Genomic DNA, 17,984 nt, shown 5'->3' on the forward strand with positions numbered 1-17,984 from the left:
CGCCCCCGCCGGATGCGGGTCTGCTCGCGTCAACACTGTCACACGGGCGCGGGCCGGAAGTGGTCGGTCAAGGTGCGTTCGGCACCGCCCGACAAGGCTGTGCGGTGCCGTGTCCGCGTCTGACCGGCCGGCAGGTCGCGGCTTCGCTGCTCGGCGGTCCCGGCCCTACCGGCCGTCGTAGCCCGCCGTCGGCATCGAGAGCCTGCGGTGGACGCGGGCCTTCATCTGGGCGTCGTAGCAGGGCTCGGCCCGGCCCACCGTCTCCACCCGGACGCCGCGTCGCGCGCACTCCGCCATGAAGTCCTCGACCGACGACAGCGCGCTCTCCAGGACCCGTCTGCTCGGGGCGACGAAGACGTCCAGGCCGGGCCGGACGCCGGTCCACAGGGCGGTGTGATCGGGGCGCAGGCCGCGGACCAGGAGTTCGCGGGCGATGACGTAGCCGTGTTCCACGGCCCAGCGCGCGCACATCGCGTGCTGGCTGCGGGAGTCGACCAGGAAGGGGTCGATCTCCAGTTCCTCCAGGGGTGTCAGACTCGCGATCGCGGTCACCCGCACCGGCACGAGCCCGCCGGAGGCACCCCGCACCTGTCCCATGGCGTCCCCCTCACCTCCGGGTTTCGCCGCCGACCCTACTCCTGCACGTAGGCTTCGGGGAGTCGCGCGAAGGAGGCAAAGAGGTGCCGGTGGAGATCACCTGGTGGGGTCACGCCACCTGCACGATCGAGGATTCGGGCATACGCCTGCTCACCGATCCTCTGTTCGCGCGCCGGCTCGCCCACCTGCGCCGCCGCCGGGGCGCCCCGCCGCCGCCCGAGGCCCGCCGCGCGGACCTCGCGCTCGTCTCCCACCTGCACGCGGACCATCTGCACGTCCCCTCGCTCGCCGGGCTCGCCCCGGGCACGCGCCTGCTCGTGCCCCGGGGCGCACCACGGGCGGTCCCCGCGCTCCGCCGCCTCCGTCAGCTGCGGATCACCGAGGTGGGCGTCGGGGACGAGATACGCGTCGGCCCCCTCGTCGTACGGGCCGTGCCCGCGCTGCACGACGGCCGCCGGCTGCCGGTCGGACCGCACCGCTCGCCCGCCCTCGGGTACGTCGTTGAGGGCGCGGCGCGGACGTACTTCGCCGGGGACACCGGGCTGTTCGACGAGATGGCCGAGTCGGTCGGGCCGGTGGACGTGGCGCTGCTGCCGGTCGGCGGCTGGGGCCCGTACCTCGGGGAGGGACACCTGGACGCCGGGCGGGCGGCACGGGCGCTGGCGCGGCTGGCACCGCGCAGCGCGGTGCCGGTGCACTACGGGACGTACTGGCCGATCGGCATGGACGGGGTGCGCCCGCACGAGTTCCACGCGCCCGGCGACGAGTTCGTGCGCCTCGCGGCCGAGTACGCGCCGCAGGTGGCGGTGCACCGGCTCGGCCACGGGGAGTGCGTGCGGCTGGAGGTCGCGCGGTGAGACTGCTGGTGGTCGTGGCGGCCGCCGCCGGCTCCACCGCGGCGACCTCGTCGTCGACCGAGTCGGCGCAGCAGGCGATCGGGTATCCGACGCTGTTCCTGCTGGTGCTGATCGGGGCGTTGGTGCCGGTGATACCGACGGGGGCGCTGGTCAGTTCGGCGGCGGTGGTGGCGTTCCATCAGACGGCGCCGTTCGCGCTGGCGCTGGTGTTCGTGACGGCGTCGCTGGCAGCGTTCCTGGGGGACGCGGCGTTGTACTGGCTGGGACGGCGGGGGTTGCGGTCGAAGAACGGGTCGCGGTGGCTGGAGGCGATACGGTCGCGGGCGCCGCAGGAACGGCTGGAGCAGGCACAGGGGAAGCTGGCCGAGCACGGGATCGCCGTGCTGGTGCTGTCCCGGCTGGTGCCGGCCGGCCGGATACCCGTGATGCTGGCGTGTCTGCTGGCGGAGTGGCCGTTGCGGCGGTTCGCGCGGGGGAACGTGCCGGCGTGCCTGGCGTGGGCGGTGACGTATCAGGTGATCGGGATTCTGGGCGGGTCGTTGTTTCCGGAGCCGTGGGAAGGGGTGGTGGCGGCGGTGGGGCTGACCGTGGTCATCAGTGTGGCGCCGAGTGTGTGGCGGCGGGTTCGGGGTGGTGCGGTGCGTGCGTAGCTGCGGGAGGGTGGGGGGCTGGTCGCGCAGGTCTCCTCCCCCCGGCCTTCGGCCGGGGGCACCCCAGCGCCCCCAAGAGGGCGCTCTAGTCTGCGGCGCTCCGAAGTGAGGTCCGTTCCAGGACCCTCGACCCGCCCACCGGCAGGTCCCACAGGTCCTCCCGGGCCAGTTCCGCCTTCTCCCAGGCCGCCCGGACCCGCGTCAGCGGTTCCAGGACCGGCTCTGCCGAGAGGATGAAGGTGCCCCAGTGCATGGGGGCCATCCGCCTCGCCCCCAGGTCCTGCGTCGCCTGTACCGCCTCCTCGGGGTCCAGGTGGACGTCGCTGAGCCACCAGCGGGGGTCGTAGGCACCGATGGGCATGAGGGCGAGGTCGATGCCGGGGTAGCGGCGGCCGATGCGGGAGAACCAGTGGCCGTAGCCGGTGTCGCCGGCGAAGTAGACGCGGCCGCCGTCGGGGGCGGTGAGGACCCAGCCGCCCCACAGGCTGTGGCAGGTGTCGGTGAGGGTGCGCTTGGACCAGTGGTGGGCTGGGACGAAGTCGAAGCGGACCCCGGACAGTTCGGCCGCCTCCCACCAGTCCAGCTCGGTGACGGTGGTGAAGCGGCGGCGCCGGAACCAGCGGCCGAGACCGGCCGGCACGAACACCGGGGTGTCGCGCGGGAGGCGGCGCAGGGTGGGGGCGTCCAGGTGGTCGTAGTGGTTGTGGCTGATGACGACCGCGTCGACGCGCGGCAGGGTCTCCCAGGGGACACCGACCGGGGTGACGCGGGCGGGGGTGCCGAGGATGCGGCGGGACCAGACCGGGTCGGTCAGAACGGTCAGGCCGCCGGTCCGGACGATCCAACTGGCGTGTCCGGCCCAGGTGACGGCGACGGTGCCGGTGTCCGTGCGGGGCAGCGGGCCGGGTTCGAAGGGCAGCCGGGCGACGTCGGCGAGGCCCTCGCGGCCGGGGCGGACGGAGCCCTCGCGGGCGAACCGGGCCATGGCCTTGAGGCCGGGCAGCGGGGCGGTCAGGCGGTCGTGGAAGGTCCGCGGCCAGACCCGGAGTTCGCCCAGCGGGCGGGGGTCGGCGAGCGGCGGGAACGGCGGCGTGCGGGTAGCAGTATCGGCTTCGCTGGTGGTCGTGGCAGGCGTCGTGGTGGCAGTCGTGGTGGACCCTGGCTCATGCGTCTGCTGCGTCATCGAGGAGGCTCCCATCGCTGAGCGTCGTCGCGGAGATCGTCGAGTACCGACCCCAAGGACATCAACGCGCGTTGCACGTGTGGCAGTTCCAACGGTGCGGGTGACGTGAGGCATTCCAGTCGTTCCGCGTCGGTGCCGCCCAGCAGCGGGCCGGTGGCGAGCCGGACGCGCAGCGCGCCGAGGTCGTCGCCGAAGCGGTGGCCGCCGGGCGCGGGCATGCCGAGGCGGGCGGTGAGGAAGTCCTCCAACTCCTGTGCGTCGCCGACCCCCTGGGCACCGAGGGCGGCGCGCAGCGGTTCCAGGTCGGCGTACAGATGACGGCCGGCCTGCGGGGGCCGGGCCAGGGCGCCGCAGGCGACGACCGCGGCGTGCGCGGCGGCGGCCACGCGCGCGTGCAGCCGTACGACGGCCTCCCGGCGCGCGGTGACGGGCCCGGGCTCGTCGAGCGCGTACCTCGCCGCGACCGCGACCGGTCCGGCGAGGCGGGCGCCCAGCGCCGTGAGGATGTCGAGCACGCGCGCGTGCAGGGCCGTCCCGGTGGCACCCTCCGGGAACCGGGCGACGGCGGCGGGCCAGCCGGCCGGCAGCAGGGCACCGGCCAGGTCGGTGACGACGGTGACCCGGTCCGGGAGCATCTCGGCGGGGCTGAGCAGCACCGTGGCGTCCGGGGCGTGCAGGGTGTCGCGCCAGGTCTCGTCACTGACCAGGTGCAGTCCCGCGCCGGTCGCGGCCTCCACGGTCTCGTGCAGCAGTTCGGGCGGGGCGACGGTGGCGGTGGGGTCGTCGGCGACGGAGAGCACGAGCAGCCGGGGGTCGCCGCCCTCGTCGCGGACCCGGCGCACGGTCTCCAGCAGCGCGTACGGGTCGGGGGCGCCGCCGGACTCGGCCGGGGTGGCCACGTGGAAGACGGGCCGGCCGAGGAGCCGGGCGTACGGCGCCCACCAGGCGGCGCAGGGGCGCGGCACGAGGACGTCGCCGCCGAGCGCGGCGGTGAGCGCGAGGAGCAGGGCGGGGGCGCCGGGGCCTGCGGTCACCCGGCCGGGCGGGGCGGACAGCCCCCGGCGTTCCCAGTAGCCGCGGGCCGCGTCCAGCAGCGCCGGTCCGCCGCCGACCGGCTCCTCCGCGCCCAGGTTCGCGGCGGCGGCCAGGACGGCGGCGAGCTCGGGCAGGACGGGCAGGCCGTCGTCGGGCAGGGGCGGGCCGTAGCGGACGGGTCCGTGGCCTTCCGGTGACGCCGGTCCGCGCTCCCGCGTGGAACTGCCGTCCGCCGGTCCGTGGGCCCCGGGATCCGTCCGCCGCATGTCCGCCTCCGCGCAGTCCGTGGTGCCGTGTGCTGTCCGGTCCGGGTCGTGCGTACGGTGCCGGAGCGGTCGCTCCGGGGTACCCGGCGCCGGCCCTGTCACCCGTCCGCGCCGTACCTCCCGGCCCACAGCCGGTACGCCCGCCCGCCCCACAGCCGGTACGCGGCGCCGCAGCAGGCCGCCGCGATCAGCATCCCGCCCGCCACCAGCGCCGGTACGGACGTGCTGTAGGCGCCGCCGTCCCCGGCCGCCACCCCGTGCTGCACACCCGTCGCGGCGCAGGCGCCGTCACCGCCCCGGGCCGCGCCGCACTCCTGCCCGTCAGCGCCCCCGCCGCCCCCGCACGACTGCTGCCCTCCGGAACAGGGCCGCTCGCCGCTCCCGTGCGGGACGCCACCGTCCTCACCACGGGGGTCCGCGGCACCGACGTCACCGCGGGCGGCCGCATCGCCTTCACCACGGTCACCGCGGAGGGCCGTGCCGTCGTCACCACGGTCACCGCGGAGGGCCGTGCCGTCGTCACCGCGATCACCGGGAGGGGCCGTACCGGCGTCCCCACGGACGCCGTTGCCCTCGTCACCGCGGGACGACGAGCCGTCGTCGCCGCGCGGGGCCGTGCCCCCGTCCCGGCCGGTGACGGTCCCGCCGTCCACCGGGGGCACCGAGCCGTCGTCGATCCGCGGCACGGCCCCGCCCCCGGCATCCGGCACAACCCCACCGCCGGCATCCGGCACAACCCCGCCGCCGGCCTCCGGCGGGGCCCCGCCGCCGCCCTGGAGGAACGTGCCGCCGTCCCCCGCGGAAGCCGCACCGCCGCCGTCCGGCGTCACGGCCGGCCGCTCGTGTCCGGCCTGCCCCTGCTGTCCGCTCGCCGCCGGACAGGTCCCGTCGCCGGTGCGGGTGCCGTCCGGCCCGGCGCCCGCACCGGCGACGTCGCCCGCGGTCGCGTCCCCCTCCGTGTAGGTCGCACCCGGCCGGTCGCCGGGGGCGACCTGTGCCGGTGCTTGTGCGCCGTCCCGGCCGTCGGCGGCCGTCCCGCAGGCCACCGGGACGGTGACGACGGCGCCGGGCCGGACGCTGCCGGGGCTGATCCCCGCGACGGGGCCGGCGGCCGCGGCGGCCGTGCCGGTGGCGCCGAACGCGGCACCCGCCAGGACCGCGACGGACAGGGTGCGAACGGTGCGGCGCATGGGAAGAGCTCCTTGCACGGACGACTCGGAGGCACGGGGCCCGTACCCCCGCAGCCATCACAGCCCGGCCCGCACCGGGCCGCGCGCGGCCGGACCCATTCGCGGGACACGCGTCCCCTTTCGGGTGACGTCACGGCCCGGTCGCGGCGGATCGGGAACGGCCGGGGGATCCCTGTGTCGGTCACCCGTCCCCGGGTACGCGGTCCGCACCCCCTGACGTACCTGGAGGGAGAACATGCAGCGAGGCAGTGACCGGCTGAACGTGCACCGGGACGACGAGATGAAACACGAGCTCCAGGGCCTGCTCAGGTCCGGGCATCCGACGCGCACCGAGGACTGGAACGACCCCGAGCCGCCGGCCGAGGACGATCCGGAGGTGTACCGCGGTGCGCTGATGCCGGGGACCGGTGAGCGGCCGGCGCCGGAGAGCATACGTCTGGAGTTGTCCCGGTCCCTGACCCGGCACGACTTCCCGGCGGCGGCACGGGAGCTGGCCGGCGTGCTGGGGCGCAGGAACGCCCCCGACGCCTTGGTCGAGCGGGTTTCCCGGCTGCCGCGCTCGGCACGCTACGGCAGCCTGCTGGCCCTGGCCGAGGCGGTGACCGGCGGGGAGTGAGCCGGGCTCGCAGAATGCACGAAGGCGCGCGCCGGCGGGCCCGCCCGCCGGCGCGCCTCAGAAGGGAGTGAACATCATGCGTGTCGCTTTTCTGTCCGCGCCCGAGGGCGTCGAGCAGGTGGAGCTGACCGAGCCGTGGAAGGCGGTCTCCGACGCCGGGTACGAGGCGGTGCTGGTGTCGACGGAGCCGGGGCGGATCCAGGCCTTCGACCACCTGGACAAGGCGGAGACGTTTCCGGTGGACGAGGTGGTCGGCGAGACGTCGCCGGACTCGTTCGGGGCGCTCGTGCTGCCCGGCGGGGTGGCGAACCCGGACTTCCTGCGGACGGACGACAAGGCCGTGGCGTTCGTGAAGAGCTTCTTCGACGCCGGCCGGCCGGTGGCGGCGATCTGCCACGCGCCGTGGACGCTGGTCGAGGCGGACGTGCTGCGCGGCCGGACGCTGACCTCCTGGCCGAGTCTGCGGACCGACATCCGCAATGCGGGCGGCACCTGGGTCGACGAGCAGGTCAAGGTCTGCGACAGCGGCCCGAACAAGCTGGTCACCAGCCGTAAGCCGGACGATCTCAAGGCGTTCTGCGAGGCCTTCCTCGACGTGCTCGCAGAGTAGTCCGCGGAGGGGCGGCCGGAGGGGCGCCGTGGCCTCAGCCGGCTGCGGCGCCCGGCGTCGCCGTCTCGGCGCAGTTCCGCTCCCGGGCGCCCTCCCGGGTCCGGCCGGCGGCGACCACACGACGCGGGTTGCGCCGCAGGTACTCGCCCTCCAGCTGGGCCATGCGCTCGTTGTGGGCGCGCAGCGCGTCGTTCGAGCCGTACAGCAGGGTGTCGTGGCGCGTCCGGTGGATGGTCTCCAGCTCCTTCATGAGCTGCTGGTCGTCCAGCCGGCTGGGGTCGACTCCGGTCATGGTGGTACCCCGCTCGTCGTGTGGGTCCCGGCGGTCCGGATTCCTGCCTCCACTGTACGAACATCCGGCCGCGCGGGCCTCCCTGGGGGCAGCCCGCCGCCCGGCCCTACCGCACCCGTTCCACCCGGCGCTCGTCCCACACCGGCTCCGCCGTCTCGCGGACCCGGCCGTCGCTGCCGAAGACCAGGTAGCGGTCGAAGGAGCGGGCGAACCAGCGGTCGTGCGTGACGGCGAGCACCGTGCCGTCGAACGCCTCAAGACCCTCCTGGAGGGCCTCGGCGGACTCCAGGTCCAGGTTGTCGGTCGGCTCGTCCAGGAGCAGTGCCGTCACGCCCTGCAGCTCCAGCAACAGGATCTGGAACCGGGCCTGCTGGCCGCCCGACAGCCGGTCGAAGTTCTGTTCGGACTGCTGGGTGAGTTCGTAGCGGCGCAGCCGGGACATCGCCGCGCCGCGGTCCTGGGAGTGCTCCGTCCACAGGATGTCCAGCAGGGTCCGGCCCTCCAGCTCGGGGTGGGCGTGGGTCTGCGCGAAGTGCCCGGGGACCACGCGCGCGCCCAGCTTCCACTGCCCCTCGTGTGCCACCTCCTCGCCGGCCAGCAGCCGCAGAAAGTGCGACTTGCCGGAGCCGTTGGAGCCGAGGACGGCGACCCGTTCGCCGTAGAAGACCTCCAGGTCGAAGGGTTTCATCAGGCCGGTGAGTTCGAGCTGTGCGCAGGTGACGGCCCGTACGCCGGTACGGCCGCCCTTGATGCGCATCCTGATGTCCTGCTCGCGCGGCGGCTCGGGCGGCGGGCCGGCCTCCTCGAACTTGCGCAGCCGGGTCTGGGCGGCCGCGTACCGGGACGCCAACTCGTGCGAGATGGAGGCGGCCTGCCGCAGGCTCAGCACCAGCTTCTTCAGCTGGGCGTGCTTCTCGTCCCAGCGGCGGCGCAACTCCTCGAAGCGGGCGAAGCGTTCACGGCGGGCCTCGTGGTAGGTGGCGAAGCCGCCGCCGTGCACCCAGGCGTCGGCGCCGGTCGGCGAGGGCTCCACGGAGACGATCTTCCCGGCGGCGCGGGCGAGGAGTTCGCGGTCGTGGGAGACGAACAGGACCGTCTTGCGGGTCTCCTTCAGCTGCTGTTCCAGCCAGCGCTTGCCGGGCACGTCGAGGTAGTTGTCCGGCTCGTCGAGCAGCAGCACCTCGTCGGTGCCGCGGAAGAGCGCCTCCAGCACCAGCCGCTTCTGCTCGCCGCCGGAGAGGGTGCGCACCTGCCGCCACTGGGCCTTCTCGTACGGCACCCCGAGGGCGGCCGTGGTGCACATGTCCCACAGCGTCTCGTGCTCGTAGCCGCGCACCTCGGCCCAGTCGGCGAGGGCCTGCGCGTACTTCAGCTGGGCCGCCTCGTCGTCGACGGTCATGAGGGCGTGCTCGGCCTTGTCGACGGCCTGCGCGGCCGTGCGGATGCCGGGCGGCGCGACGGACACGAGGAGATCGCGTACGGTCGTCTCGTCCCGTACGGAGCCCACGAACTGGCGCATCACGCCGAGACCGCCGCTCACGGTGACGGTGCCGCCGTGCGGCTTCAGCTCGCCGGAGATCAGCCGCAGCAGGGTGGTCTTGCCGGCGCCGTTGGGCCCGACGAGGGCGACGGCGGCTCCCTCGCCGACCCGGAAGGACACGTCGCCGAGCAGGGCCCTCCCGTCGGGGAGGTAGTACTCGAGGTGTGCGGCTTCCAGGTGTCCCATGGTCAGGGATTCTGCGTGGCGCGCCCGCGATGGGGCAAACCGTTATCTGCCCAATGTCTTCGGCCGCGGGTGCGTCGTGGTTGCTCGCGCAGTTCCCCGCGCCCCTGAAAGAAAGGGGCGCTGCGGTGAGCGCCCCGTAAGGGGCGCGGGGAACTGCGCGACCAGCCCCCACCGGGCCGCACCCGGAACTCCTCGCCGGCCCTTACTCCACCGGCTCCCCCGCAGGCCCGCTCGCCCCCGTCGGCTCCACGACGGCGCCCTCCCAGGACAGTGCCTTCCAGCCGTCGGACGGGGAGCCCTCCAGGATCACCACGCCCGTGTTGCCGAGGGGGCGGGAGGCGGCGTAGGGGACGTCGACGTTGTCGGCGCGGGCCGCGGTCCACAGGCGGATCACGGCGCCGTGGCTGACCATGGCGACCGTCCCGGCGCCGCTCGCGGCGGCCTCGGCGACCACCGCGTCGTAGCGGCCCAGGACCTCGTCCCCGCTCTCCCCGCCGGGCATCCGCGGCGCGGTGTCCCCGGCCGCCCACCCGAACACGGTCCGCATGTACTCCTCGCCCCGTTCGGAGTGGCCGGGCAGCATCTCCAGGTCGCCGGCGAAGACCTCGCGGATGCCGTCGCGGACGACGGGCTCGAGCCCCCGGGCGGCCGCCAGCGGGGCCGCGGTGAGCTGGGTGCGGGTGAGGGTGGAGACGTAGAGGGCCTCGATGTCCTCGCCGGCGAGGGCCCCGGGGAGGGCCGCCGCCTGCTGCTCGCCGAGGGCGGTCAGACCGGGCCCCGGTACCGCGGTGTCGAGGAGGAAGTCGACGTTGGTGGGGGTCTGCCCGTGACGTATGAGGAGCAGGCGCATCCAGGGGTTCCTCTCACTCGGCTCACTCGTCCGCACCGCGGGCGGGCAGGAAAGTGCCACTTCAGGGTAACCGCACCGGCATGAGCCCAGACGTCGACCTCACCGTCCCGAAGCCCGGCCGGCACGCCCTGCGCGACCGGCTGCTCGCCCTCGACAGCCGGCTGTTCGAGATCGCCGCCGAGCGGAACTGGCCGTTCGCCGAACCGGTGCTGCCGCGGTTGAGCCGGAGCGCCAATCACGGAGTGCTGTGGTTCGCGACGGCCGCCGCGGTGGCCGCGACCCGCACGCCCCGGGCCCGCCGGGCCGCCGCCCGTGGCCTGGCCTCGCTCGCCCTCGCCTCCCTGACGATCAACACGCTCGGCAAGCGCTCGGTGCGCCGCCCGCGCCCGCTCCTGGACCCGGTGCCCGCGGTACGGCACCTGAAGCGGCAGCCGATCACCACGTCGTTCCCCTCCGGGCACGCCGCGTCGGCGGCCGCCTTCGCGGCCGGGGTCGCCCTGGAGTCCCCGGCGTGGGGCGCGGTGGTGGCGCCGGTGGCGTTCTCCGTCGCCATGTCCCGGGTGTACACGGGCGTGCACTTCCCGAGCGACGTGCTCGCGGGCGCGGCGCTGGGGGTCGGTGCCGCGTTCGTCGTGCGGGGGCTGGTGCCGACCCGGGCGCAGACCGGCCCGCCGCCCCGGCCGCGCGCCGCGGCCCCGGCGCTGCCCGGCGGGGAGGGGCTGGTGGTGGTGGCCAACCGGGCCTCCGGCAGCGCCGACCGGATGCGGGTGCTGCACCGTGAGCTGCCCGAGGCGGAGCTGGTGGAGTGCGAACCGGGCCAGGTGAAGGACGAACTGGAGAAGGCGGCGCTGCGGGCGCGGGCGCTCGGGGTGTGCGGCGGCGACGGCACCGTGAATGCGGCGGCCGCGACCGCCCTGCGTCACGGGCTGCCGCTCGCCGTGCTGCCCGGCGGCACCCTCAACCACTTCGCCCACGACCTGAGCGTGGAGGACGGCCGGAGCATCGGCCGGGCCGTGCGCGAGGGCGAGGCGGTCCGGGTGGACGTCGGCCGCTTCACCTCCGGCGACCTGGAGGGCGTCTTCCTGAACACGCTGAGCCTGGGGGTCTATCCGGAGCTGGTCCGGGAGCGGGAACGCTGGACGCACCGCATCGGCGCCTGGCCCGCCGAGGTGCTGGCCGTGCTGCGGGTGCTGCGCACGGACCGGCACCCGCTCCAGGTCGAACTGCGGGGCGAGACACACCCGTTGTGGCTGCTGTTCGTCGGCAACTGCCTCTACCACCGGCTGGCCCTGACCCCGGGCCGCCGTACCGACCTGGCGGACGGGCAGCTCGACGTACGCGTGGTGCACGGCGGCCGGCATCCCGCGCTCCGCCTGCTCTCCGCCGCCCTCGCGGGCCCGCTCACCCGGTCCCCCGCCCACGCCGAGGCCCGGGTGAGCCGGCTGCGCCTGACCGGCGTCGCGGCCGGCACACCGCTCGCATACGACGGGGAAGTCACCGACGTGGCAGGCGAGTTGGCCGTGGAGAAGCTGCCGGAGGCGCTGACCGTGTACCGGCCGCTGCCCTGACCCGACGAGCCTTTTATGACGAACCGTCAGTCCATATTGTAAAACGCAGGTCTCATCATTCGACATGCGAGCGTAGCGTTGCGGATACCGCGGGACGGGGCCGTCCGGCCCCGTCCGCCGGTGTGACGCGAAGGGGTTGAGCCATGTCGAAGCCACAGGAGACCGCCGTCTACACGCACGGTCACCACGAGTCGGTGCTGCGTTCCCACACCTGGCGCACCGCCGCCAACTCCGCCGCCTATCTGCTCGGTTCGCTCAAGCCCCACATGCAGATCCTGGACATCGGCTGCGGACCGGGAACGATCACCGCCGACCTGGCCGAGCTGGTCCCCGACGGCCATGTGACCGGCGTCGACCACGCGCCGGGCATCCTGGAGCAGGCCCGCGCGACGGCCACCGGGCGCGGGCTGACGAACGTGGACTTCGCGGTCGCCGACGTGCACGCGCTGGACTACCCGGACGACACCTTCTGCGTGGTCCACGCCCACCAGGTGCTCCAGCACGTGGGCGACCCGGTGCAGGCGCTGCGCGAGATGCGCCGGGTCACCAAGCCGGGCGGGTTCATCGCCGTACGCGACTCGGACTACGCGGCGATGACCTGGTACCCGGCGGTGCCGGGACTGGACGACTGGCTGGAGCTGTACCGGCGGGTGGCCCGCGCCAACGGGGGCGAGCCGGACGCCGGGCGGCGGCTGCGGTCCTGGGCGCTGGCGGCGGGGCTGACCGACATCACGGCCACCTCCGGGACCTGGACGTACAGCACGGACGAGGAACGGGCCTGGTGGGGCGGGCTGTGGGCGGACCGTACGGTCGCCTCCGCCTATGCCGAGCGGGCCACCGAGGGCGGTCACGCGACCACGGAGCAGCTGGCGGCGGTCTCGGCGGCCTGGCGGGAGTGGGCGGGCCGGGAGGACGGCTGGTTCGCCGTACTGCACGGAGAAATTCTCTGCCGTAAATGAGCCTGTTTCGCGGGTTTCGGGAAACCCGCTTCACAGGAGGTTCACACCATGGTTCCCATCCTGCTGGTGCTGCTTCTGGTCCTCATTCTCTTCGGGGCCGGATTCGCGGTGAAAATTCTCTGGTGGATCGCGCTCGCCGTACTTGTGATCTGGCTTCTCGGATTCCTGGTCCGGGGCACGACCGGCGCCGGCGGCAGGGGTCGCTGGTACAGGTGGTGACGCCACCCGCCGGGGCGGCATCACTCCCGCGGCAGCAGCGGTCCCAGCGGCCCGAGGTCCAGGTTCAGGTCCTCGGGCCGCAGTCCGTAGCGGTCGCGCAGCTCGGCCATCCGGTCCTCCAGGAGCATCAGGGTGAGCCCGATGCGCTCCTCCTGCTGTTCGGTGAGGTCCCCGGTGTCGAAGCGGCGCAGCGCCTGCCGTTCCATCAGCTGGCGCAGCAGCTCCACGACGGTCAGCACGAGTTTCACCAGATCACGCTCCACCGTGTCCGGTTCGAGGTCCAGCCGGTTGCGGTGCTCGCTCACGTCTGCTCCCCCCAGGGTGCCGGAACTTGGGCGTTGACCGAGCTGATCAGCGCGTTGAGGTCGATGCGGACGAGGTCGACGTCCGCGATGCGCAGGGTGACGTCGCCGGTGATGACGACCCCGCCGGCCAGCAGCCGGTCGAGCAGGTCCACCAGGGCGACCTCACGGCGTTCGACGACGGTCACCGCTGCCCCTCCGCTTCCGCCGGCTCGGTGAAGGAGTAGGCCGCCCAGGGACCGGTCAGTTCCACCCGTATGTCCGGCGCCTCGTCCTTCGTCCGGTCGACCAGTTCCACGAATTCCTCGGAATCGGCGCGGGACACCAGATAAGCGGCGTTGAGCAGGTTCTGTCCGGACGCCCCGGAAAGGGCCGCATTCTGCGGCGGGTGCAGCCGGGAATCCTCGGCGCGCCGGGAAAGCCGCTCGTGCAGCACGCGTGCGAATTCCTCGGCGACCCGCCACTTCTCCTCGTGCGCGCGGGTGTCGGTCCGCCGCTGCCGCAGGTAGTCCCGCCCGCTGGCGGGCCTTCCGGCCGGCCGGGGCGGCGGCTCGGGCGGGTCGGCGTAGAGCTTCACGCCCCACTCGACCCGCCCTTCGAGCCGGTCGAGGACGTGCAGGAAGTCGGCCTCGCGGGCCTCCATCATGGTCCGTACGCCGCTGTCGTCCCGGAAGACCGTGGCCAGCCGGAGCGGCAGCGGCGTGGTGACCGTGGTGAGCGCGTCGATCACGCCCTGGTGGGCGCGGGCGGTCGCGGCCAGCCAGTCCAGGTCCTCCAGGTGGTCCCGCAGCGGCTCCTCGGCGAAGTCGCTCTCCGGGACCGTGCTGACGACGGCGACCAGACCGTGGTGCCTGAGCAACCCCGGCGGGCTCCCGCCCACACCGCTGAGCTGGGCCTGGAGAGCCGCCTCGAACGGACGGCAGACGGCGTACACGTACCGGAGCCCGCCCTGTGCGCTCATCTGTCCTCCTCCTGGCGCTGCCCACGGCCGGCCTCCAGTGCCTCCAGGGCGGCCAGCCGCTCCCGCAGCTCGTGGTTCTCCCGGGTCAGCTGGTCACGCCGAGCGCGGGTGGACAGCTCCGGGTCGTGTTCCCACCAGTCGATGCCCATCTCCTTCGCCCGGTCGACGGAGGCGACGACCAGGCGGAGTTTGATGGTGACCAGTTCGATGTCGAGCAGGTTGATCCTGATGTCCCCGGCGATGACGATGCCCTTGTCCAGGACGCGCTCCAGGATGTCGGCGAGGTTGGCGCCCCCGCCGTCACGTCCATAGGGCTCGGGCAGCCGGCCGGCCATCGTCATCGACGGCTCCGGGAACCGGCGTACGCTTCCTCGTCCTCCGGCTCTTCCTCGTCCTCGGTCTCCTCGGTGTCGGTGTCCTCGTACTCGCCCTCGGGCTCCTCCTCGCCCTCGGCCTCGTACTCCTCATCCTCCCCCTGCTCGGCGTCCTCCGCCTCGTCGTAGGGCTCCTCGTCCTCGTCCTCGTACGACTCCTCGTCCTCTGCCTCGTCCTCGGGCGCGTTCTCGTCCTCCGCCTCGTCCTCGGGCGCGTTCTCGTCCTCGTTCTGCTCCTCGGCCTCTTTCTCCTCCTCGGCCACCGCGTCCTCGTGGCTCTGGACGACCTCGCCGTCGCGGATCTCGCCGCGCCAGCCGTCGTCGACCTCTCCCTTGACGGAGATGTGGCGGGCGTAGTGCTTGAGGTCGAGACGGGTCCGGCGGCCCGAGGCGCGCCAGACGTTGGCGGTCTTCTCGAAGAAACCGCTCGGGTAGTACTCGATCACCAGGAGCACCCGGGTGAGGTTGTCGTCGAGCCGGTGGAAGGTGACGACGCCCTTGTGGCTGCCCTTGGCTCCCTGCGCCGACCACTGGATGCGGTAGTCCGGGATCTGCTCGACCGTCTTGCCCTTCCAGCTCCGGCTGGACCACCAGATCTTGCCCTGCCAGTCCGACGAGGTGTCGTCGGCACGGCTGGCACTCTTGACGCCCTTGGCGAAGGTGCTGAAGTCCTGGTAGCGGGTCCACTGGTCGTAGGCCGTGCGCACCGGCACGCCGACGTCGACCGACTCGATGATGACGGTCGGCTTCTGCCCGCTGCCCTTGCCCTTCCCCTTGCCCTTGCCGCCCCCCAGGTTCTTCACCTTGTCCATGACGGTGTCCTTGGCGTGGGTCAGGCCGAGCTCCAGTGCGGAGCGCACCGGACCCTTGCCTTCCGCGACCTTGCGGCCTGCGTCGAGTGCGAGCTTGCCGAAGCCGGGGCTGTTGCCCTCGGCGATGTCGGTGAGTTTCCCCGTGGCGTCGCCGAGCTTGCGCCCGGCGCCCGCCAGCAGGCGTTCGGTCTGGGCAGCGAGGTACTCCTGCACCTCCGCCTTCAGGCGTTCCGCGGCCTCGGAGTGAGCCGCGTCCGTGAGCGGTCCGCTGTTCATCGGTCACCGCCTCCCTTCGGCCGGGCCCGGCCGGCCGTCTTCTTGACAGGCGCCCGGCCCTGCGCCGCCTTCTTCGCCGGCGCCTTCCTGGCAGGCGATTTGGCGGACGCCTTCTTCGCCGGTGGCTTCTCGGGGGCCTTCTTCGCGGGGGCCTTGCGGGCCGGCGCCTTCCGGTCGGACCCCTCCTCGCGGTCGTCCTCGGCGTCGCTTCCTGCCTTGTCGCTCCCGGCCCTCTCCTCCGGCTCCTGGTCCTCCTCCGGCTCCTGCTCCTCCTCCGGCTCCTGCTCCGGCTCCTCCTCCGGCTCCTGCTCCTCCTCCGGCTCCTCGTCGTCCCGGCCGCCGCCGGTGTCGGGCACGACGCCCGCCAGCTGGTCACGCACCTCGGCGGTACGGCCGTGCAGCCGGTCGGCGAGAGCGCCGAGCTGCCGATCGACCATGGCGCCGGACGCGGCCTTGCCGACCCCGCGCAGGTCGTGGCGGAGCTGGTCCCCGATCTCCTTGAACTGCGGGTTGTCGCGCAGTTGCTGGTTGGCCAGGTCGAGCAGCGCCTTCGGGGTCAGGTTCAGCCGCTTTCCGGCGACCAACGACCCGACGGCGACGGCCATTTTCAGCTTCTTGGTCCGACCCAGCAGGTATCCGGCCCCGATCGCGAGGCCCAGTCCCATGCGGTTCATGTATGCATCCCATTGCCGTGCCCCGCGTCTTTGCGCAGGGCGATCTCCAGCCGGTCGAGAAGTTCGTCCTCAGCCTGGTCGAACTCCTCCTCGTCGATCTCGCCGGCTTCCAACAGCTCTTCCAGCCGCGCCAGTTCGGCCCGGATCGAGGCGGGGTCGTAGTAGATCCGCTCCGCCTCCTGCACCACCTGCTCGATGACCCAGGCGCTGCCGCGCACGGGCGCGAAGGGCAGTAGCAGCAGCTCCTTGACCAGTCCCATGGGTGCCTGCTCCTTCTGGTTCCCGTTCCCGCCGGCTACGTCTCGGCCCGGCCGGCCGTACTGACCGCCGGCTCGGCGGGTCCCGGTTCGACGAAGCTGTACGGCGGGAGCGGCCCGTTGACGCTCAGGTCGAGATGCGGGTGACTCTTGCGCAGCCGCTCGACACCGGCCAGGAACGTCTCGGCGGAGTGCCGGTCCACCAGGAAGGACACGTTGACGAGCCACCCGGTGGAGTCGGGCCCCACGCCGACGGCGGCGGCCTCGGGTTCGAGCGCCTGCCGCACCTCGGCAGCGTCCTGGGCCTCGCGGGCCTGCACCGCACCGACCACCAGCTCGCCGAGGCGCAGCCGGCTCTCGTAACTCCCGCCGCCCGCCTTCCGGTTGGCCTCGGCCAGGGCGCGCAGCTCGGGGTTCTCGGACATCACACGGTGCAGCACGGCCTCTTCGACATGGCTGGCCTTGACGTTGTACTCGACCTTGCCGTCGAGGGTGCGCAGCCGCTCCCGGTAGTGGTCGGCGCGTTCGGCGAGGACGCCGGTGACGGCGTCGTCGTCCGGGGCCACGCTGCCGAACCGCATGGGCAGCACGCAGCCGCCGCCCCCCGCCTCCGCCAGCACGTTCTGGTGGGCGAGCAGGTCCCGGCGCTTGGGCCGGAGTCCCTCGGGGGCATCGCTGACCACGGCGGCCAGGTCACCCTCCGTGAGCACCCGTACCCGGCGGGGCGGGTCGCCGACCCCGTCCATGCCCTCGGGCAGGGTGGGATGCGCGGCGGTCGTGATGCCGTAGACGTACGTACTCACTCCTGCTCCTCCCTCTCCTTGCGACGGGCCGGGGCCTTGCGGGCGCGCGGCCGGGACTCGGTCTCACCCGAGCCCGAGTGCTCGTCGCGGGCCTGCTGGAAGGCGTCCGAGATCGTCTGGGCGGCGCCGGAGAGCGCGCCCTTGGACTTGCCCCGGGCGCCGGACTCCGTGACCTCGCCGACGATGTCGGGCAGGCCGGGGTCCTTGTGCGGGCCCGACTCCAGGTCGAGCCGGTTGCAGGCCTCCGCGAAGCGCAGATAGGTGTCGACGCTGGCGACGACGACCCGTATGTCGATCTTCAGGATCTCGATGCCGACCAGGGAGACCCGCACGAACGCGTCAATGACGAGCCCCCTGTCGAGGACGAGTTCGAGCACGTCGTAGAGGCCACTGCTGCCCCCTCCGCCGGTCTGCTGTGCCGGTACAACGGTCATGCCGTTCCAACCTCCTTGGCGTGGTGCCTGTCCGTGGGCGCCGGCGGGCGGCCTAGCGGCCGCCGGGCCTGTGCGGGTCGGCACGCCCGCGTTCGTAGCGGCTGACGCGCCGGTAGCCGGTGAGCTGTCCCTGCGGGTCGAGCTCGACCTGGTAGCTCGCCATCAGGCTCATGGTGTCGGGCACTCTGGGGAGTTCCAGGACTTCGATCACCAACGCCCAGCCTTCATCGGTCTGTTCGAAGGACGACACGGATTCGGCGGCCATACCGGTGAGCTCCGCGAGCTGAGCGCGCGCCTGGCGCAGTACCTCCATGGGGCTCGGCCGGTCCGGTGCCGCGTCGGGTCCGTCGTCGCGTGTGCGTTCCTTGCGTGAATCCTGCGTCTGAGACGTGTCGTTTGTGTTCGTCATGGCCACCTCTGGGTCCGAGTGGCCGCAGGTCTCCCGGTCAAACCTTCACAACCGACCGTCACAC

General features: G+C 73.4%; 24 protein-coding genes. 7 read left to right on the forward strand and 17 right to left on the reverse strand.

Annotation, left to right across the window (positions count from 1 at the left end):
- Positions 1 to 165 precede the first annotated feature (165 nt).
- Positions 166 to 597, reverse strand: coding sequence for a hypothetical protein (locus tag ACFY0K_RS20660; RefSeq protein ID WP_351961605.1), 432 nt, complete (start codon positions 595 to 597; stop codon positions 166 to 168).
- Positions 598 to 680: 83 nt separating this feature from the next.
- Here ACFY0K_RS20660 and ACFY0K_RS20665 point away from each other — a divergent pair, with 83 nt between their 5' ends.
- Together ACFY0K_RS20665 and ACFY0K_RS20670 are read left to right on the forward strand one after the other, a co-directional pair.
- A complete protein-coding gene (locus tag ACFY0K_RS20665) occupies positions 681 to 1,454 on the forward strand; it encodes an MBL fold metallo-hydrolase (protein ID WP_390641058.1) in 774 nt (257 codons plus the stop codon).
- Between the two features lie 2 nt (positions 1,455 to 1,456).
- Positions 1,457 to 2,104 carry a DedA family protein gene (locus ACFY0K_RS20670; protein WP_390641375.1) on the forward strand — a complete coding sequence of 216 codons (648 nt, stop codon included), beginning with the start codon at positions 1,457 to 1,459 and terminating at the stop codon, positions 2,102 to 2,104.
- An 85-nt stretch (positions 2,105 to 2,189) separates the two neighbouring features.
- Here ACFY0K_RS20670 and ACFY0K_RS20675 read toward each other — a convergent pair whose 3' ends face one another.
- The 3 genes from ACFY0K_RS20675 to ACFY0K_RS20685 form a co-directional block, all read right to left on the reverse strand.
- A complete protein-coding gene (locus tag ACFY0K_RS20675) occupies positions 2,190 to 3,287 on the reverse strand; it encodes an MBL fold metallo-hydrolase (protein WP_390641059.1) in 1,098 nt (365 codons plus the stop codon).
- Complete coding sequence (locus ACFY0K_RS20680) at positions 3,284 to 4,588, reverse strand: aminotransferase class I/II-fold pyridoxal phosphate-dependent enzyme (RefSeq protein WP_390641060.1); 1,305 nt, start codon at positions 4,586 to 4,588, stop codon at positions 3,284 to 3,286. The genes ACFY0K_RS20675 and ACFY0K_RS20680 overlap by 4 nt, the downstream gene beginning before the upstream one ends.
- Before the next feature lie 98 nt (positions 4,589 to 4,686).
- Complete coding sequence (locus ACFY0K_RS20685; RefSeq protein ID WP_390641061.1) at positions 4,687 to 5,778, reverse strand: hypothetical protein; 1,092 nt, start codon at positions 5,776 to 5,778, stop codon at positions 4,687 to 4,689.
- Between the two features lie 235 nt (positions 5,779 to 6,013).
- Between ACFY0K_RS20685 and ACFY0K_RS20690 the strand changes: the two genes are divergently transcribed.
- Positions 6,014 to 6,394: a DUF2795 domain-containing protein gene (locus ACFY0K_RS20690; protein ID WP_390641062.1), complete on the forward strand. Its 381-nt coding sequence runs from the start codon at positions 6,014 to 6,016 to the stop codon at positions 6,392 to 6,394.
- A 76-nt stretch (positions 6,395 to 6,470) separates the two neighbouring features.
- A complete protein-coding gene (locus tag ACFY0K_RS20695; protein WP_390641063.1) occupies positions 6,471 to 7,004 on the forward strand; it encodes a type 1 glutamine amidotransferase domain-containing protein in 534 nt (177 codons plus the stop codon).
- A 34-nt stretch (positions 7,005 to 7,038) separates the two neighbouring features.
- Here ACFY0K_RS20695 and ACFY0K_RS20700 read toward each other — a convergent pair whose 3' ends face one another.
- The 3 genes from ACFY0K_RS20700 to ACFY0K_RS20710 form a co-directional block, all read right to left on the reverse strand.
- Positions 7,039 to 7,296: a DUF6158 family protein gene (locus ACFY0K_RS20700; protein WP_093498101.1), complete on the reverse strand. Its 258-nt coding sequence runs from the start codon at positions 7,294 to 7,296 to the stop codon at positions 7,039 to 7,041.
- Between the two features lie 106 nt (positions 7,297 to 7,402).
- Positions 7,403 to 9,022 (reverse strand): ABC-F family ATP-binding cassette domain-containing protein, encoded by a 1,620-nt coding sequence (locus ACFY0K_RS20705; RefSeq protein WP_390641064.1) that lies wholly within the window; start codon positions 9,020 to 9,022, stop codon positions 7,403 to 7,405.
- A 202-nt stretch (positions 9,023 to 9,224) separates the two neighbouring features.
- Positions 9,225 to 9,872 carry a histidine phosphatase family protein gene (locus ACFY0K_RS20710; protein ID WP_390641065.1) on the reverse strand — a complete coding sequence of 216 codons (648 nt, stop codon included), beginning with the start codon at positions 9,870 to 9,872 and terminating at the stop codon, positions 9,225 to 9,227.
- Positions 9,873 to 9,952: 80 nt separating this feature from the next.
- On the opposite strand from ACFY0K_RS20710, the gene ACFY0K_RS20715 reads away from it, so the two are divergent.
- The 3 genes from ACFY0K_RS20715 (at position 9,953) to ACFY0K_RS20725 (ending at position 12,618) form a co-directional block, all read left to right on the forward strand.
- On the forward strand, positions 9,953 to 11,440 hold the full coding sequence (locus ACFY0K_RS20715; RefSeq protein ID WP_390641066.1) for a bifunctional phosphatase PAP2/diacylglycerol kinase family protein: 1,488 nt from the start codon (positions 9,953 to 9,955) through the stop codon (positions 11,438 to 11,440).
- A gap of 143 nt (positions 11,441 to 11,583) precedes the next feature.
- Positions 11,584 to 12,399: a class I SAM-dependent methyltransferase gene (locus ACFY0K_RS20720; protein WP_351959901.1), complete on the forward strand. Its 816-nt coding sequence runs from the start codon at positions 11,584 to 11,586 to the stop codon at positions 12,397 to 12,399.
- A 48-nt stretch (positions 12,400 to 12,447) separates the two neighbouring features.
- A complete protein-coding gene (locus ACFY0K_RS20725) occupies positions 12,448 to 12,618 on the forward strand; it encodes a hydrophobic protein (protein WP_293994494.1) in 171 nt (56 codons plus the stop codon).
- 20 nt (positions 12,619 to 12,638) lie between these two features.
- Here ACFY0K_RS20725 and ACFY0K_RS20730 read toward each other — a convergent pair whose 3' ends face one another.
- From ACFY0K_RS20730 to ACFY0K_RS20775, 10 genes are read right to left on the reverse strand one after another with little or no spacing between them, the layout of a single operon-like run.
- Positions 12,639 to 12,923 (reverse strand): gas vesicle protein K, encoded by a 285-nt coding sequence (locus ACFY0K_RS20730; protein WP_181806592.1) that lies wholly within the window; start codon positions 12,921 to 12,923, stop codon positions 12,639 to 12,641.
- The gene (locus ACFY0K_RS20735) at positions 12,920 to 13,108 is read right to left on the reverse strand and encodes a gas vesicle protein (protein ID WP_351959902.1); all 189 of its coding nucleotides are present in this window, start codon (positions 13,106 to 13,108) and stop codon (positions 12,920 to 12,922) included. Before ACFY0K_RS20735 ends, ACFY0K_RS20730 begins: the two co-directional genes overlap by 4 nt.
- Entirely contained in the window at positions 13,105 to 13,881 is a 777-nt protein-coding gene (locus ACFY0K_RS20740) for a GvpL/GvpF family gas vesicle protein (RefSeq protein WP_351959903.1), read from the reverse strand. Before ACFY0K_RS20740 ends, ACFY0K_RS20735 begins: the two co-directional genes overlap by 4 nt.
- On the reverse strand, positions 13,878 to 14,222 hold the full coding sequence (locus ACFY0K_RS20745) for a gas vesicle protein (RefSeq protein WP_351959904.1): 345 nt from the start codon (positions 14,220 to 14,222) through the stop codon (positions 13,878 to 13,880). The genes ACFY0K_RS20740 and ACFY0K_RS20745 overlap by 4 nt, the downstream gene beginning before the upstream one ends.
- The gene (locus ACFY0K_RS20750) at positions 14,219 to 15,343 is read right to left on the reverse strand and encodes an SRPBCC family protein (protein WP_351959905.1); all 1,125 of its coding nucleotides are present in this window, start codon (positions 15,341 to 15,343) and stop codon (positions 14,219 to 14,221) included. The genes ACFY0K_RS20745 and ACFY0K_RS20750 overlap by 4 nt, the downstream gene beginning before the upstream one ends.
- Positions 15,340 to 16,017 carry a DNA primase gene (locus ACFY0K_RS20755; protein ID WP_351959906.1) on the reverse strand — a complete coding sequence of 226 codons (678 nt, stop codon included), beginning with the start codon at positions 16,015 to 16,017 and terminating at the stop codon, positions 15,340 to 15,342. The genes ACFY0K_RS20750 and ACFY0K_RS20755 overlap by 4 nt, the downstream gene beginning before the upstream one ends.
- Positions 16,014 to 16,277, reverse strand: coding sequence for a gas vesicle protein GvpG (locus ACFY0K_RS20760; RefSeq protein ID WP_351959907.1), 264 nt, complete (start codon positions 16,275 to 16,277; stop codon positions 16,014 to 16,016). Before ACFY0K_RS20760 ends, ACFY0K_RS20755 begins: the two co-directional genes overlap by 4 nt.
- Positions 16,278 to 16,312: 35 nt before the next feature.
- Positions 16,313 to 17,077: a GvpL/GvpF family gas vesicle protein gene (locus ACFY0K_RS20765; protein ID WP_388598741.1), complete on the reverse strand. Its 765-nt coding sequence runs from the start codon at positions 17,075 to 17,077 to the stop codon at positions 16,313 to 16,315.
- On the reverse strand, positions 17,074 to 17,511 hold the full coding sequence (locus tag ACFY0K_RS20770; RefSeq protein ID WP_351959909.1) for a gas vesicle structural protein GvpA: 438 nt from the start codon (positions 17,509 to 17,511) through the stop codon (positions 17,074 to 17,076). The genes ACFY0K_RS20765 and ACFY0K_RS20770 overlap by 4 nt, the downstream gene beginning before the upstream one ends.
- 52 nt (positions 17,512 to 17,563) lie before the next feature.
- A complete protein-coding gene (locus ACFY0K_RS20775; protein WP_390641067.1) occupies positions 17,564 to 17,920 on the reverse strand; it encodes a gas vesicle protein in 357 nt (118 codons plus the stop codon).
- Between the last annotated feature and the right edge of the window lie 64 nt (positions 17,921 to 17,984).

Source organism: Streptomyces sp. NPDC001507 (assembly GCF_042894765.1).
Classification (GTDB): domain Bacteria; phylum Actinomycetota; class Actinomycetes; order Streptomycetales; family Streptomycetaceae; genus Streptomyces.